15 protein-coding genes and 1 tRNA gene are annotated in these 14,271 nt (G+C 56.6%); 7 read left to right on the forward strand and 9 right to left on the reverse strand.

Annotation, left to right across the window (positions count from 1 at the left end; all coding sequences use genetic code 11):
- Positions 1-2: 2 nt before the first annotated feature.
- The 4 genes from secD to queA form a co-directional block, all read right to left on the reverse strand.
- Positions 3-1,871, reverse strand: a complete 1,869-nt coding sequence (gene secD / locus ACOI8A_RS08205) for a protein translocase subunit SecD (RefSeq protein WP_420650558.1) — start codon at positions 1,869-1,871, stop codon at positions 3-5.
- Between the two features lie 65 nt (positions 1,872-1,936).
- Positions 1,937-2,275, reverse strand: a complete 339-nt coding sequence (gene yajC, locus ACOI8A_RS08210) for a preprotein translocase subunit YajC (RefSeq protein ID WP_003227923.1) — start codon at positions 2,273-2,275, stop codon at positions 1,937-1,939.
- Positions 2,276-2,318: 43 nt separating this feature from the next.
- Entirely contained in the window at positions 2,319-3,434 is a 1,116-nt protein-coding gene (gene tgt / locus ACOI8A_RS08215) for a tRNA guanosine(34) transglycosylase Tgt (protein WP_420650625.1), read from the reverse strand.
- A 14-nt stretch (positions 3,435-3,448) separates the two neighbouring features.
- Complete coding sequence (queA, locus tag ACOI8A_RS08220; protein ID WP_420650557.1) at positions 3,449-4,513, reverse strand: tRNA preQ1(34) S-adenosylmethionine ribosyltransferase-isomerase QueA; 1,065 nt, start codon at positions 4,511-4,513, stop codon at positions 3,449-3,451.
- Positions 4,514-4,620: 107 nt separating this feature from the next.
- On the opposite strand from queA, the gene ACOI8A_RS08225 reads away from it, so the two are divergent.
- From ACOI8A_RS08225 to ACOI8A_RS08235, 3 genes are all read left to right on the forward strand, one after another.
- Positions 4,621-4,705 (forward strand) — tRNA-Leu (locus ACOI8A_RS08225).
- Positions 4,706-4,816: 111 nt separating this feature from the next.
- Entirely contained in the window at positions 4,817-5,377 is a 561-nt protein-coding gene (locus tag ACOI8A_RS08230) for a hypothetical protein (protein WP_420650556.1), read from the forward strand.
- A gap of 216 nt (positions 5,378-5,593) precedes the next feature.
- Positions 5,594-5,782 carry a hypothetical protein gene (locus ACOI8A_RS08235; RefSeq protein ID WP_420650555.1) on the forward strand — a complete coding sequence of 63 codons (189 nt, stop codon included), beginning with the start codon at positions 5,594-5,596 and terminating at the stop codon, positions 5,780-5,782.
- A 236-nt stretch (positions 5,783-6,018) separates the two neighbouring features.
- Here the strand turns inward: ACOI8A_RS08235 and ACOI8A_RS08240 are convergent, their stop codons facing one another.
- The 3 genes from ACOI8A_RS08240 to ACOI8A_RS08250 form a co-directional block, all read right to left on the reverse strand.
- Complete coding sequence (locus ACOI8A_RS08240; protein ID WP_420650554.1) at positions 6,019-7,356, reverse strand: hypothetical protein; 1,338 nt, start codon at positions 7,354-7,356, stop codon at positions 6,019-6,021.
- A 268-nt stretch (positions 7,357-7,624) separates the two neighbouring features.
- Complete coding sequence (locus ACOI8A_RS08245) at positions 7,625-8,035, reverse strand: hypothetical protein (protein ID WP_420651216.1); 411 nt, start codon at positions 8,033-8,035, stop codon at positions 7,625-7,627.
- A 117-nt stretch (positions 8,036-8,152) separates the two neighbouring features.
- Positions 8,153-8,392 (reverse strand): hypothetical protein, encoded by a 240-nt coding sequence (locus ACOI8A_RS08250; RefSeq protein ID WP_420650888.1) that lies wholly within the window; start codon positions 8,390-8,392, stop codon positions 8,153-8,155.
- A 143-nt stretch (positions 8,393-8,535) separates the two neighbouring features.
- On the opposite strand from ACOI8A_RS08250, the gene ACOI8A_RS08255 reads away from it, so the two are divergent.
- Complete coding sequence (locus ACOI8A_RS08255) at positions 8,536-8,736, forward strand: KTSC domain-containing protein (protein ID WP_025211987.1); 201 nt, start codon at positions 8,536-8,538, stop codon at positions 8,734-8,736.
- Positions 8,737-8,982: 246 nt separating this feature from the next.
- Here the strand turns inward: ACOI8A_RS08255 and ACOI8A_RS08260 are convergent, their stop codons facing one another.
- Complete coding sequence (locus ACOI8A_RS08260; RefSeq protein WP_420650892.1) at positions 8,983-9,867, reverse strand: EamA family transporter; 885 nt, start codon at positions 9,865-9,867, stop codon at positions 8,983-8,985.
- Positions 9,868-9,986: 119 nt separating this feature from the next.
- Here ACOI8A_RS08260 and ACOI8A_RS08265 point away from each other — a divergent pair, with 119 nt between their 5' ends.
- On the forward strand, positions 9,987-10,772 hold the full coding sequence (locus tag ACOI8A_RS08265; protein WP_420650887.1) for an AraC family transcriptional regulator: 786 nt from the start codon (positions 9,987-9,989) through the stop codon (positions 10,770-10,772).
- Positions 10,773-10,869: 97 nt separating this feature from the next.
- Entirely contained in the window at positions 10,870-11,199 is a 330-nt protein-coding gene (locus tag ACOI8A_RS08270; RefSeq protein WP_420650886.1) for a hypothetical protein, read from the forward strand.
- A gap of 34 nt (positions 11,200-11,233) precedes the next feature.
- On the opposite strand, the gene ACOI8A_RS08275 is transcribed toward ACOI8A_RS08270, so the two are convergent.
- Entirely contained in the window at positions 11,234-11,989 is a 756-nt protein-coding gene (locus tag ACOI8A_RS08275) for a hypothetical protein (protein ID WP_420650885.1), read from the reverse strand.
- A 193-nt stretch (positions 11,990-12,182) separates the two neighbouring features.
- Between ACOI8A_RS08275 and ACOI8A_RS08280 the strand changes: the two genes are divergently transcribed.
- Positions 12,183-14,102: an alkaline phosphatase D family protein gene (locus ACOI8A_RS08280; RefSeq protein WP_420650884.1), complete on the forward strand. Its 1,920-nt coding sequence runs from the start codon at positions 12,183-12,185 to the stop codon at positions 14,100-14,102.
- The last annotated feature ends 169 nt before the right edge of the window (positions 14,103-14,271 follow it).

Consider the following 14,271-nt stretch of genomic DNA (forward strand, 5'->3'; position numbering starts at 1 on the left):
CCTTAAATCCACAACTTCTTGAAGTCACGTCCGCCGAAGATCAGGTTGACCATTGCGCGGGTCACCATGATGGCCGTGAACATCGAGGTAAAGATCCCGAGGGACATGGTCACTGCGAAACCTTTGACCGGGCCGGTGCCCATCGCAAAGAGAATCCCGCCGACCAGCAACGTAGTCAGGTTGGCGTCGAGAATCGCGGTGAATGCCCGGCCGAAGCCTTCGTTGATTGCACGCTGCACGGTCATGCCGGCGGCGATCTCTTCACGAATCCGCGAGAAGATCAGCACGTTGGCGTCGACCGCCATACCCATGGTCAGCACGATACCGGCGATACCCGGCAAGGTCAGGGTTGCACCCAGCAGCGACATCAGCGCCAGCAGCAGCACCATGTTCACCGACAACGCGACCGTGGCAATGACACCGAAGAAGCGGTAGATGGCGATGATGAACAGCGAGACAAACAGCATGCCCCACAGCGATGCATCGATACCTTTGGTGATGTTGTCGGCACCCAGGCTCGGGCCAATGGTGCGCTCTTCAGCGAAGTACATCGGTGCGGCCAGACCACCGGCACGCAGCAACAGCGCCAGTTCGGACGATTCGCCCTGACCGTTCAGGCCGGTGATGCGGAACTGAGCACCCAGCGGCGACTGGATGGTCGCGAGACTGATGATGCGCTTCTCTTCTTTGAAGGTTTGCACCGCGACATCTTTCTCGACGCCGTTGACCATTTGCTTGGTGTAAGTGGTCACCGGACGCTGCTCGATGAAGATCACCGCCATGCTGCGACCGACGTTGCTGCGGGTCGCGCGGCTCATCAGTTCGCCACCGTGGCCATCCAGACGGATGTTCACTTCAGGCGTGCCCTGCTCGCCGAAACCGGCCTTGGCGTCGGTAACCTGGTCACCGGTGATGATCAGACCACGTTCGATTTGTGCCGGAGGACGGTTGCCCTCACGGAACTCGAAGCTTTCGGAAGTGGCTTTCGAAGCGCCAGGCTCAGCGGCCAGACGGAACTCAAGGTTGGCCGTCTTGCCTAGAATACGCTTGGCTTCGGCAGTGTCCTGCACGCCCGGCAGCTCAACCACGATACGGTTGGCACCCTGACGCTGGACGATCGGTTCGGCAACACCCAGCTCGTTGACGCGGTTACGTACCGTGGTCAAGTTCTGCTTGATGGAGTATTCACGGATTTCCGCCAGCTTGGCCGGGGTCATCGCCAGACGCAGCACCGGTTGACCGTTGAGATCGGCCGGAACAATGTCGAAATCGTTGAAGCTCTTGCGGATCAGTGCACGGGCCTGTTCGCGGGAATCTTCATCGCTGAAGCCCAACTGAATGGCACCGCCCAGTTGCGGCAGGCTGCGATAACGCAGTTTCTCTTTGCGCAGCAGGCTCTTGACGTCGCCTTCGTAGACTTTCAGGCGTGCATCAAGCGCTTTGTCCATGTCCACTTCGAGCAGGAAGTGCACACCACCGGACAAGTCCAGACCCAGTTTCATCGGGTGCGCGCCGAGGCTGCGCAGCCATTGCGGGGTGGTCTGAGCCAGGTTCAGTGCGACGACGTAGTCATCACCCAGCGCCTTGCGTACAACGTCTTTGGCCGGCAGCTGATCTTCAGCCTTGGTCAGACGGATCAGACCGCCCTTGCCGTTGGCCGCTAGACTCGAAGCCTTGACGTTGATCCCGGATTCTTTCAGCGCAGTACTGACGCGATCCAGATCGGCCTGATTGACTTGCAGAGCCGTGCTGGCGCCGCTGATCTGAATGGCCGGGTCATCAGGATACAGATTGGGAGCGGAATAAATCAGACCGACCGCCAGCACCGCCAGGATCAGAATGTATTTCCACAGAGGGTATTTGTTCAGCATCACGCCGCCCGTTATGAACGCGGGGCGCCTTGCGCGCCCCGTCGATTGAGTAGAAGTTGAAACCTTTAGATCGCTTTCAGCGTGCCTTTTGGCAGCGTGGCAGCGATGGCGCCTTTCTGGAACTTCATTTCCACGGTGTCGGAAACTTCCAGAACCACGAAGTCATCGGCCACTTTGGTGATCTTGCCGGCGATGCCGCCGGTGGTGACCACTTCGTCGCCCTTCGCAAGGCTGCTCAGCAGGTTCTTCTGCTCTTTGGCGCGCTTGGCCTGTGGACGCCAGATCATCAGGTAGAAGATGACCAGGAAGCCGACCAGGAAAATCCACTCGAAACCGCCGCCCATTGGGCCGGCAGCTGCCGGTGCAGCAGCGTCAGCCATGGCGTTAGAGATAAAAAAGCTCATTTAGCACTCCAGTTGCAAATGTTGAATCTTGGGGTCAGAAAACTCAGTCCAAAGGCGGAACGGGGAGCCCGCGTTTGGCGTAGAAGGCATCGACAAAGGCGGCCAATGTACCCTGTTGAATAGCCTCGCGCAAACCAGCCATGAGCACCTGATAATGGCGCAAATTGTGGATGGTATTGAGCATGCTGCCGAGCATTTCGCCGCACTTGTCCAGATGATGCAGATAAGCGCGCGAGAAGTTCTGGCAGGTATAGCAATCGCAGGTCGGATCCAGTGGCGAATCATCATGGCGATGGAACGCGTTACGGATCTTCAGCACGCCGGTATCAATGAACAGATGCCCATTGCGGGCATTACGGGTTGGCATCACGCAATCGAACATGTCCACACCGCGGCGCACACCCTCAACCAGATCTTCCGGTTTGCCAACGCCCATAAGGTAACGAGGTTTGTCAGCCGGCATCAGGCCCGGCAGATAATCCAGCACCTTGATCATTTCGTGTTTCGGTTCGCCCACCGATAGACCGCCAATGGCCAAGCCATCAAAGCCGATCTTGTCGAGGCCTTCCAGCGAGCGCTTGCGCAGATCCTGGTGCATGCCGCCCTGCACGATACCGAACAGTGCAGCGGTATTCTCGCCGTGGGCATTCTTCGAACGCTGGGCCCAGCGCAACGACAGCTCCATCGACACACGAGCGACGTCTTCGTCAGCCGGGTACGGCGTGCATTCGTCGAAGATCATCACGACGTCCGAACCCAGATCGCGCTGAACCTGCATCGATTCTTCCGGGCCCATGAAGACTTTCGAGCCGTCGACCGGAGAAGCGAAGGTCACGCCCTCCTCCTTGATCTTGCGCATCGCGCCAAGGCTGAACACCTGGAAGCCGCCGGAGTCGGTCAGGATCGGGCCTTTCCACTGCATGAAATCATGCAGGTCGCCGTGACCCTTGATCACTTCAGTGCCAGGGCGCAGCCACAGGTGGAAGGTGTTGCCCAGAATCATTTCTGCGCCGGTGGCGACGATGTCGCGCGGCAACATGCCCTTGACCGTGCCGTAAGTACCCACCGGCATGAAAGCCGGGGTCTCGACGGTGCCACGCGGAAAGGTCAGGCGACCACGGCGAGCCTTGCCATCGGTGGCAAGCAGCTCGAACGACATACGACAGGTGCGACTCATACTGTTTCCTCTGGGTCCGATTCACTAGGGGCAGTCGGCGCGGGATTGCGGGTGATGAACATCGCATCACCGTAGCTGAAAAAGCGGTATCCGTTTTCGACGGCGGCCTTGTAGGCGGCCATGGTTTCGGGATAACCGGCGAACGCCGAAACCAGCATCAACAGCGTGGATTCGGGCAAATGGAAATTGGTCACCAAGGCATCGACCACATGAAACGGGCGGCCCGGGAAGATAAAGATATCGGTGTCGCCACTGAACGGCTTGAGCACACCATCGCGCGCGGCACTTTCCAGCGAGCGCACGCTGGTGGTGCCCACGGCAATCACCCGACCGCCGCGCGCACGGCACGCGGCGACTGCATCAACCACGTCCTGGCCGACTTCCAGCCACTCGGTGTGCATGTGGTGATCTTCAAGTTTTTCGACGCGCACAGGCTGGAACGTACCGGCGCCAACGTGCAGCGTGACGAACGCGGTCTCGACGCCTTTGGCGGCAATCGCTTCCATCAGCACCTGATCGAAATGCAGCCCCGCCGTCGGCGCCGCCACCGCACCGAGTTTCTCGGCGTAAACCGTCTGATAGCGCTCGCGATCCGAGCCTTCGTCCGGGCGGTCTATATAAGGAGGCAACGGCATGTGCCCGACGCGGTCGAGCAGCGGCAGCACTTCTTCACTGAAGCCCAACTCGAACAACGCATCGTGGCGGGCAAGCATTTCTGCTTCACCACCGCCATCGATGAGAATCTTCGAACCCGGCTTCGGCGACTTGCTGGAACGCACATGCGCCAACACGCGATGGGTATCGAGCACGCGTTCGATGAGGATTTCCAGCTTGCCGCCGGACTCCTTCTGCCCGAACAGGCGCGCCGGAATCACCCGGGTATTGTTGAACACCATCAGATCGCCCGGACGCAAATGCTCCAGCAGATCAGTGAATTGACGGTGTGCCAGGGCGCCGCTGACCCCATCGAGGGTCAACAGGCGACTACCGCGACGCTCGGCCAAAGGGTGGCGGGCGATCAGCGAATCAGGGAGTTCGAAAGTAAAGTCAGCAACGCGCATGATGGGGTTCGTCTAGCAGGGGCCGGAAGTCTAGCCGAAATAGTGAAAATTCTCTATGTACCTGATTGACCGACGGTAATCTCATCTCTATACTTCGCCGCCATTGAGCCCTGATGGCGGAATTGGTAGACGCGGCGGATTCAAAATCCGTTTTCGAAAGGAGTGGGAGTTCGAGTCTCCCTCGGGGCACCAAAATTAAGAAAGGTCTTGCTTAGCAAGGCCTTTTTTTTCGTCTGGAGGAAAGTGGGTAGGGCCCTCCGACCTGTCCGTGGTGCCGAAGGAATTGAAAGGATTCAGTGAGTGATGACCCCGCGTGAACACCAAGTGTTTCCGTCATGCCTTGAACAAGAAGCGAAAGCTCTCGACCAGGTTATGGGCCAGCTCGGCCAGACGCACGTGGCAACGCATCGATTCATAGAAGTCCGAGTCGATGACGAGAAATTATCCATCCCCTACCGGATCTATCCTCATGATTATGAGGATACCTTTCCCCACCTGACTGAAACCCAGAGAATTTTTTACTCGTGCCTTCTGACACGACACCACGACGGTCATGTGCGCCAACGTCATCTGGAGCGGATTCTGTCAGTGCATGAAACGTGGGTTGTCCCGTTTGTGCTGCAGCTGACGGGCGAGTACGTCATCCAGATTCTTGAAACCATTGAAGCGCAACTGCCGACGCTCGATCCCGTGCTTTACGGTCGTTTCATTCGCGACAATTCGGCGTACTTTTGCACGACGCAAGCACGCATGATCAGTTACTGGGATTGCTACTACCGGCGTCTTTACAAACACCCGTCTGAGTATGTTGGATTTAGGGTGGTTGCGAAGCTTCGAGAGTTTTCGAAAGCAGGTCGAGATTGACGATGTGATGCACGACCTCAGCTATCAGGCTCTACTCCCATGTTCTCTCGCCAGTGCTTCAGCTTGATCAAGTGTTTTGATGCCGACTGCGGCCAAAAATAAATCCGTCCCCATTTCCTCCACCTGACGGAAACCCAGAGCATCTTGTACTCGTGTCTTCTGACACGACACCACGATGGTCATGTACGCCAACGTCATCTGGAGCGGATTCTGTCAGTGCATGAAACGTGGGTTGTCCCGTTTGTGCTGCAGCTGACGGGCGAGTACGTCATCCAGATTCTCGAAACCATTGAAGCGCATCTGCCGGTGCTCGATCCCGTGCTTTACGGTCGTTTCATTCGCGACAATCAGGCGTACTTTCGCACGACGCAAGCACGCATGATCAGTTACTGGGATTGCTACTAACGGGGTCTGTACAAACGCCCGCCCGAGTATGTTGGGTTTTGGGTGTTTGCGAAGCTTCGTGAGTTTTCGGAAAGCAGTTCGAACTTGGCGATGTGATGCACAACCTCGGCTATCAGGCTGTGCTTCCATGCTCTCCCGCCAGTGCTTCAGACTGATCAAATGTTTTGATGCCGACTGTTGCCAATAATAAATCCGTCCCCATTTCCTCTACTCGCAAAAATGTCAGTCTGGCCGGGCTACCCCCGCTTGGATAGCTTGGATACGCTCTTAGCAGCGAACCATGCCCATTGGCCGGAACCGACCACCAAACGCTTCAGTAAACGGACGCACTGGCCTAGACGGTACCGTACAGCCCGTAGGACTCGACGCCTGTCGTCCGCAGGTCGCACATCAATCAGGCATAGCTTTGTGGTGGCCAGAGCCACTTTTGCTCCGATCGCTACAGCGACGGCGAGGAAATACAACCAACGATGATTCTTGGCTTTGTCATGTTGGATGACCAGCGTTGACAGCTGCTTCAAGTAGGGCTTGGCAGCGGCGAGCCGGGGGATGATGCATTCGCTGGCCAAGGCCACGGTATGGCTGCCGATACCGTCGTTCACAACACTTGGCGGACCATCAGGTTTGGCCGAGCAATAGTGGTGAGGGACATACTCACAGGTGCTGGAGAGCGGCGATGACTGCGAGAGATCACTGGAAAAGTACTTCACAGGGCACAATCTTTGATTGTATTCGGCGATCTCTCTGCGAATGGCAATCACATCCTCATTGCTTACGGTCCTGCGACTCGCGGAATAAAACCCTTTGGAATCATCCGGTGCGAAGTCGATGAAGTAGCCGGCTTCACCTTCCTTAATATTCGTGAACGTCCATTGCGAATAGCGACTCCACTGGCACGACCTCAGGTCATCCAGGCCATTTGCCTTGCAGTAGTCGTCGTAGCGCCTGATTTGGCCCAACAAGTAACCGCTGGCATCCTGGATGTTCGCCGTCGCCCCCTTCAGCAATGCGGTGTCTTCGTTGGCGCCGTTGTCCGCCACAAAAAACACCGCTGCGACTAAGGCAAGCGGGAACCAAAAGTGATCGTAGATCTGGCGGAAGCGTTCGGTGAGGTTGAGGTTGTCATAGGCAAGAACCATGATGGCCCATCCAGTGATGGCGCACAGCATCAACAGGGGAATTAGCCCGACCTCGCTACCTAAATTCCCCACCCCGTGGATAGTGTAGCGGGTGGGCAGGTAATTGATGATGGGGAATAGGCCCACGCTGTTCAACACGCCCGGAAAGAACAAGAGTGCGAAGAAGATGAGCACGCCCCGTTTTTTGCCGACCGTGTAAGCCGCTGCTGACAGCAAGGGAATCAGCAGCAGTGACAGCATCACCAGAAAACCCAGCGTGATCACCATAGCTTCATCGGGCGACCAGTAGCCGCCAATGATTTTTCCGACATCGTCACGTTCGGTGAAGCTCGATGACACGATGCCAAGGCCTTCTAAAATCTGGTGCAAATTGTAGGCCGCGCCATGGAGGAACTTTGTATAAGGTTGGAAGAAACTCGCGATGGAAATTGACATCAATGTGAATCCTTGAGTTCTCGGCTCATTCCTTGGTTAGGTAAACTTTGAAAGTGAAACACCGAATCTGCTGAAATAGGTCGATATTGTTATCCACCCGAATGAAACAACTGATCTTCGCCGACGCTGAATAAGCCGGCAAGCGCAAGCAGGTCAGCAAGAAATTTTTCCTGGCCCAAACGCCTTCGACCCAATTCCAGGAATGTTTTGTTTGTGGGATTAGCTGGCCAGCCTTTTCACTTCGACTTTGCGGATTTGCTACACGAGATCAAGAGTTCGTATCGCTGGGTGCGAGACTAACCGATAGAAAGTCACAGCTACTCAAAGTCAACTGAGCAGCAGCCTCCATAAACTCTTCCAGCTTGGACGCTCGCTTTCTGACCCTGGCAGCCCATTCTTGCGTAACTTTGCGGTAGGCAGCCTGGCGCTCTGCCTTCCACCCATTTCCAGAAAGTCCGGTCGAGACGACGTGAGTTAGAAACACACGCTCGATAGCCGCATCCTCGAAACGAGAGTGGTGGTGCACTGAGTTACGGGCTCTTAGCTCACCATCGAACTCTTTATCAAAAATCTTGATAAACCCTCCCACGTCAATTCGGTGTGTCGGTGCAGCCACCGCAACCACATTGAGATACTTCTTCAAACGCTCCCTGAACTCGTAGAAACGTCCGAAGTACATCTCGCAGATGTTCGTGATGTGATCCGAATGTGTGACAGGCAAGCCGTGAAAGGGAAATCGTCGAAAGTAGTATTCACACTCCCTGAGGGCCGCTGAAGTCTGTTGCAGGCTGAGGTACTAAAATACCACAGCGTGTTGACGTTCCACGTCGTCAGAAAACACAAACACACGTTGCTCTGCCTCATCAGCATCTGGAACCAGATTGTCGTCGTAGAGCGTGCGGCTAAATCTTTCTCGATTCCATTCTTTCCAGCCTGGGTAATTTTCCAACCAACCAATCCATTTGACGGCAGCGTCAAGCATCATCGTTGTAGATTTCGGAATCGGATCCCGATTGGTTTCTACCGATCTCGTCATTGCCACTCCGGTCTAATGAATTGTGAATCGATAAAATGGTAGCCCCAATCGACCCCGGCTTGAACAGGCTGAATGGATATCGTGAGCTACGATGTTTAGTGATGCTGACATATCGGTTAGCTCCCCCATGAAAGGACGTCCCAATGGAAATGGTTCGTGTGAACTCAAGTGCGATCACAGCTGTAGGTTACGACCCGGCGACCAACCGAATGAAGATCACCTTCAAGCAAGGAAAAACGTACGACTTTTGCCGCGTACCATTGAACGTGTATCAAGGGCTGATTAACGCACCGTCAAAAGGGGGCTATTTCGACCGAGTTATAAAGGATCGTTACCAATGCTGAACGAGCCGCACATACCAGGCGTCTCAGTGGAGGAGTGACTGAATGGATTGCATGGAATCGCTGAAACTCTTCATACTGCCCCCAGTAATGGCGAGCATGTATCCCTACGTGTATCCCTAGAAAGCAAACCTCTCTGGAGGCCTTGAGTTTACTGGAACACTACAGTCTCCCTCGGGCACCAGCACAATGAAAAAAGGTCTTGCTTAGCAAGGCCTTTTTTTCGTCTGGAGGAAAGTGGGTAGCGCATCAACTGACTGCCACCCTCCTACCCAATACCCCCCGCCCCTTCACCATCCCCACCACCAACGCCGCCAGAATCAACCCAATCGAAAACCCTTCACTAAACTCAATCCTGTGCCCAAGCATCAGCATCGACCCCGCGATCCCAAACACCGGAATCAACAACGAAAGCGGCGCAACTTTCGACACCGGGTATTCGCGCAGCAACAGGTTCCAGCCCCAGTAACAGAACAGTGTTGCCGCGTAGACCTGGAACAACAGCGAGAACACGGCCATCCACTCGAAGTGCGTCACCAGATTGGTAAACGGCGCTGTTCCATGCGCGAGCCAAGTGAGGATCAGCAACGGGATCGGTGGAAACAGGCTGGCCCATACTACGAAGGCAAACATCTCGCGCACTTTCGACTGTTTGATGATGACGTTGCCGACGCTCCAGCTGAATGCGCTCACCAGCAACAATCCGTAGCCGACCGTTGCCGCGTGTCCGGGGCTGGCGACGATGATGCTGATCAAGCCAAGGGCGGCAAGTATTACGCCGGCAATTTGTCCCAGGCTCAGGCGCTCGCGAAACAGCAAGACGCCCCAACCCAAAGTGAAAAAAGCACTGAACTGGATTAACAGCGCGGCGGTTCCTGGCGGCACGCCCATTTCGATGCCGAGGTTGATCAGCGCCCACATTGCGACGCCGAAGATGAGTCCATATGCAGCCAACCAACCGATGGCGATTGCTGGACGCTGCACAAAAAACACCCAAGGTAATGCCGCCAAGGTAAAGCGCAGCGCCGTCAGCAACAGTGGATCAACTGCGGCCAGTCCCAGTTTGGTGATTGGAAAGTTTAGCCCCCAGACAGCTGTCACCAATATGGCCAGGGCCAAGTGTTTCTTTTGCATCGCGCGAGGATTCCAGACGTGAGGGTCGGCGGCTGTGTGCGCCAACCAAAGCGTCACTATGAGGAATCAGTGCGTTGGCTCGCTTGCACTATCAGGTCACACATCATTAAATTCGGGCCATGCGCGAAACTGAACTGGATCTTCACGAAAATATCCCCCGCGATGCGGTGGTCACGGCCAATGACTATCGAGACGGTCAGCACTTTGTGCTGCATACGCATCAACGCGGGCAGTTTGCCTATGCGGCTTGCGGGGTGATTACCGTGTTCACCGATCAGGGCAATTGGGTGGTGCCACCACAGCGGGCGATCTGGGTGCCGGCGGGCGTGCCGCATGAGATGAGCATGAATGGGCCGGTGACGATGCTTAACACTTACATCCGCAGCAGCGCCGTAGAACGGGTTGGTCTGCCGGCGCATTGTCAGGTGTTTGGCGTGTCGACATTGCTGCGGCAGTTGCTGATCCGCGCGATTGACGTGCCGGCGCTGTATGCCGAGCAGCAGCGTGACGGTCACCTGATGAGCTTGTTGCTGCATGAAATCGCCGACATGCCGCCGCTGTCGCTGAATGCACCGCTGCCGAGCGAGCCACGGCTGATTCAGGCCTGTCGCAGCAGATTGCTCGAACAACCGTCGCTGGAAATCGGCATTGATCATATGAGCCAGCAGGTCGGCATGAGCCGCCGTACATTCACCCGGCTGTTCCGCCAGCAAACCGGTATCAGTTTCGTCGAATGGCGTCAGCAGGCGTGCCTGTTGATGGCCGTCGTACGGCTGGGCAACGGCGAGTCAATCACGCGCGTCGCGACCGATCTGGGTTACAGCAGCCCCAGCGCGTTCACCAGTGTTTTCAGGCGTGTGCTGGGCGATGCGCCGAGTCGATACTTCTCAAAAAACGGGCTTTGAAACATCGGGTTGGAAAAAGCCCAGCCACGTTCCTACAATCGCGGCCCGAATCTTTTGATCCCGTGCTCCAAACCCTAACTCCCGAAGGATTTGCACCATGCAATTGTCACTGGAAGCCGTCGCCCTGTTCTGCCTGAAACTCGCTTACGAGGAAGAAGGCGTCAGCCCCATTCTGCGCGATGATCTGGTGATGGGTGATTACGACCGCGACGTTTTCGAGTTGCTGGTGCGCCGTGGCGATGTCGAGACAATTCAGCTCAAGCTGAATGAATGCCTGAGTCTGGCGCTGAGCGCCTTGGGGGGTGTGGACAAGCCGCTGGGGCGTGAGCTGCAACGATTGACCGCCGAGCTCAGCCACGCGCAGACGATGGAGCAGCTCGATGCGCCGCTCCTCGCGCTCAAAGGTTATTTGAAGGACATTCTGTAATCAGACACGCGATCTGAAGAAACTGCCCTCCGGATTACTCCCGCACTTTTACCACTCGAATGTCGATGGGAAACCCACCTGGGCCTTCCAGCTTCTTCCATCCCACGTATTGAAAAACCGCTTCCTGATCGATGGTCTCGCCCCTCTCCACCAGTTCTCCACCCAGCACCGCGACCTCTCTATAGATTGCGCAGCTGCCCTCATCGGGATGGGCGGTGTAGATCACATAGGGTTTGACGTAGCGCACAGCGCGGAAATGTCGGCCGCAGCCCCAGTCGACCGTAATCATCAACGTCTTCAGATATGCTTCACCATCCGTTTCCGAATCCCGGGCGAGTTCCTTGAGCTTGCCGAGTTCGCCGACGTCGCTAAAGCCCAGAGCGCGGGCGCGCTTGTACTGCGGGGACTCCAAATGCTCGGCCTGTGACGCGAAGGCTTGCTGTAGAATCTCTTTGTCCTGGACGTAATGTTCGTTGTGCCAGATCTCGGTCGCTTGGGCAATGACGTTTTTGCAACGGGCATACTCTGGAGAGGCAAGGCTTGCCTGGGCGAGTTGCTCGTGATGGGCGAAAACAGTTTGATTCAAGTTATCGACGCGGACCATCGCTTCCCTGGCAGTCATGGTCCCGTTTTGAACGTTGTTCACTACTTGCTGAAAACGCTCACAATCGGAGAGGTATCCCTTCCAGGCGACCTCCGGGGTTTCATCCCGGTCGGCAAGCGCCGGGGTCATTACGATGGCGAGGAGGAACGCGCCGAGCAGGCGTGAGACAGAAGAAACGGTAGGCATGTGTAGTCCGTTACGCAGATGAAGAAAGTGGCGCGAAGCTACTATTTTGATATCTGGCTGTCCACTTTCGCTGGAGGCCTTCAACCGGCTCGATCTGAAGTTGAAGAAAAGCGAATCTTAAGCCTCGCTTAAGGGCAATGGGCGCCGGCTGCGCTATCATCGCCGGCCTGCGCGCCCAGAGCCTTGACCCTGAATGTCCCGACCGCTTGATGAATTGAACCCGTTGCCACCGGTTTTGGCCGGCCCGCTGTTGCGGCGGCTGGAACCTGCGCGCTGCGTGATGTGGCTGGTGGGCACTCGCCCGCTGTCGCTGACTTTGCGTCTGCAAGGTGTGGGAGATATTCCTCTCGACGAGACGAAATGCACAGTCATCCCTGTAGGCGCCCGCGCGTTCGTGCATCTGATTGATGTCGTTCTCGAAAGCGCCCTGCCCTGCGACACGCGCATCGACTATGACTTGCTGATCGAAGGCAAAACCGGGATCGCCGATTGGGCTGCGCACCTGCTCTATGCCGATGCCATCTGCCCGAATTTCGTGATTCGCTCGCGCATCGATCAGCTGCTGCACGGCTCCTGCCGTAAGCCGCATCACCCGGCAGCCGATGGTTTGCTGTGCGTCGATCAACTGTTGTCGGCTGAAACCGATCCGCAACAACGCCCCGCCCTGTTGATGATGAGCGGCGATCAGGTCTACGCCGACGATGTCGCCGGGCCGATGCTGCGCGCGATTCATGCGCTGATCGAACGCCTTGGTCTGTTCGAAGAGCACCTCGAAGGTGCGGTTGTCAGTGACAGCGCGAAACTCTATGAACACCCGGCCAGCTACTACCACCGTGCGGATTTGTTACCGGCGCTTGAGAGCAACGAGACATTGCGCGAGCGATTTTTCGGCGGTGCGCGAAAGCCGATTTTCACCAGCAGCAGTGCCGACAATCACCTGGTGACATTTGCCGAAGTGATGGCGATGTACATGCTGGTGTGGTCGCCGACGCCGTGGACGCTGATCGAGCCGCAGCCGCCGGTGCTGACGCCCGAGCGCGCCAAGCGTTATGCCCTCGAACAGACTCGGATCAATGCCTTCACCGCAGGCTTGGGCAACGTCGCGCGCGCCTTGGCGCATCTGCCAAGCCTGATGATTTTCGACGACCACGACATTACCGATGACTGGAATCTTTCCGCGCAATGGGAGGAAACGGCCTACGGCCATCCCTTCTCCAAACGCATCATCGGCAATGCGCTGATTGCCTACATGTTGTGCCAGGGCTGGGGCAATAATCCTGATGCCTTCGACGCTCTGTTGGAGAAAACCCGAAGCCTCAGCGCCAGCGGCGACGACCGTTATCTCGACAGCCCGGTGCAGGACGCTCTGATCGACGAGTTGTTGCGCTTCCAGCACTGGCACTTCGTGTTGCCAACCAGCCCGGCGCTGGTGGTGATCGACACGCGCACCCGACGCTGGCGCAGCGAGATGGCGCTCAAGCAGCCGTCAGGCTTGCTGGACTGGGAAGCCCTGAGCGAACTGCAACAGGAACTGCTCGATCATCCGTCAGCAATCATCGTGTCCCCGGCGCCGATCTTCGGCGTGAAGCTGATCGAAACCGTGCAGCGGATATTCAGTTGGTGTGGCTATCCACTGCTGGTCGACGCGGAAAACTGGATGGCCCATCGCGGCGCAGCGCAGGTGATCCTGAACATTTTCCGACACACGCGTACACCGGGGAATTACGTGGTGCTGTCCGGCGATGTGCATTATTCCTTCGTCTACGAAGTCCTTATCCGACACCGCAAGGCCGGCCCGCGCATCTGGCAAGTCACTAGCAGCGGCATCAAGAACGAATTCCCCAAGACCCTGCTCGAATGGTTCGACCGCCTCAACCGCTGGCTCTACTCGCCACGTTCACCGCTCAACTGGCTGACCAAACGCAGGCTCATGCGCATCGTGCCGTATGTGCCGGAACATGCTGAAGCGGGTGAGCGACTGTGGAACTCAGCGGGGATTGGCCAGGTGTTTTTCAATGAGCAAGGGCAGCCGCGCGAGATCTATCAGCACAACTCGAACGGCGCCCCGAGGACCCGGATGCTCGCGCCGGATTTGTCGGATTATCCGAAGTAGGACGCCTCCTGCAGAATGTTTGCAAGCGGCCCCTCGGACGTCAGTTTCCTGGGAACGGGATTACAGAAGTCTCAGAAACGTCTCGAACAGAGTTCGGCGATACTCAGTGCAGCGCAGATGACCCGTTTGCGCATCAATCACGCTAGGTATCGCCTTTTCATGGACTCCA

It is taken from the genome of Pseudomonas sp. P4795, assembly GCF_048822895.1.
Classification (GTDB): domain Bacteria; phylum Pseudomonadota; class Gammaproteobacteria; order Pseudomonadales; family Pseudomonadaceae; genus Aquipseudomonas.

Excerpts from the sequence above, each read along its gene's own strand:
- ACOI8A_RS08230 (WP_420650556.1), top strand. The coding sequence starts at position 4,817 with ATGACCCCGCGTGAACACCAAGTGTTTCCGTCATGCCTTGAACAAGAA.
- tgt (WP_420650625.1), bottom strand. The coding sequence starts at position 3,434 with ATGTCGTTCGAGCTGCTTGCCACCGATGGCAAGGCTCGCCGTGGTCGC.
- ACOI8A_RS08255 (WP_025211987.1), top strand. The coding sequence starts at position 8,536 with ATGGAAATGGTTCGTGTGAACTCAAGTGCGATCACAGCTGTAGGTTAC.
- secD (WP_420650558.1), bottom strand. The coding sequence starts at position 1,871 with ATGCTGAACAAATACCCTCTGTGGAAATACATTCTGATCCTGGCGGTG.
- queA (WP_420650557.1), bottom strand. The coding sequence starts at position 4,513 with ATGCGCGTTGCTGACTTTACTTTCGAACTCCCTGATTCGCTGATCGCC.
- ACOI8A_RS08245 (WP_420651216.1), bottom strand. The coding sequence starts at position 8,035 with ATGTACTTCGGACGTTTCTACGAGTTCAGGGAGCGTTTGAAGAAGTAT.
- ACOI8A_RS08280 (WP_420650884.1), top strand. The coding sequence starts at position 12,183 with ATGTCCCGACCGCTTGATGAATTGAACCCGTTGCCACCGGTTTTGGCC.
- ACOI8A_RS08265 (WP_420650887.1), top strand. The coding sequence starts at position 9,987 with ATGCGCGAAACTGAACTGGATCTTCACGAAAATATCCCCCGCGATGCG.
- ACOI8A_RS08240 (WP_420650554.1), bottom strand. The coding sequence starts at position 7,356 with ATGTCAATTTCCATCGCGAGTTTCTTCCAACCTTATACAAAGTTCCTC.
- ACOI8A_RS08270 (WP_420650886.1), top strand. The coding sequence starts at position 10,870 with ATGCAATTGTCACTGGAAGCCGTCGCCCTGTTCTGCCTGAAACTCGCT.
- ACOI8A_RS08250 (WP_420650888.1), bottom strand. The coding sequence starts at position 8,392 with ATGACGAGATCGGTAGAAACCAATCGGGATCCGATTCCGAAATCTACA.
- ACOI8A_RS08275 (WP_420650885.1), bottom strand. The coding sequence starts at position 11,989 with ATGCCTACCGTTTCTTCTGTCTCACGCCTGCTCGGCGCGTTCCTCCTC.
- ACOI8A_RS08260 (WP_420650892.1), bottom strand. The coding sequence starts at position 9,867 with ATGCAAAAGAAACACTTGGCCCTGGCCATATTGGTGACAGCTGTCTGG.
- yajC (WP_003227923.1), bottom strand. The coding sequence starts at position 2,275 with ATGAGCTTTTTTATCTCTAACGCCATGGCTGACGCTGCTGCACCGGCA.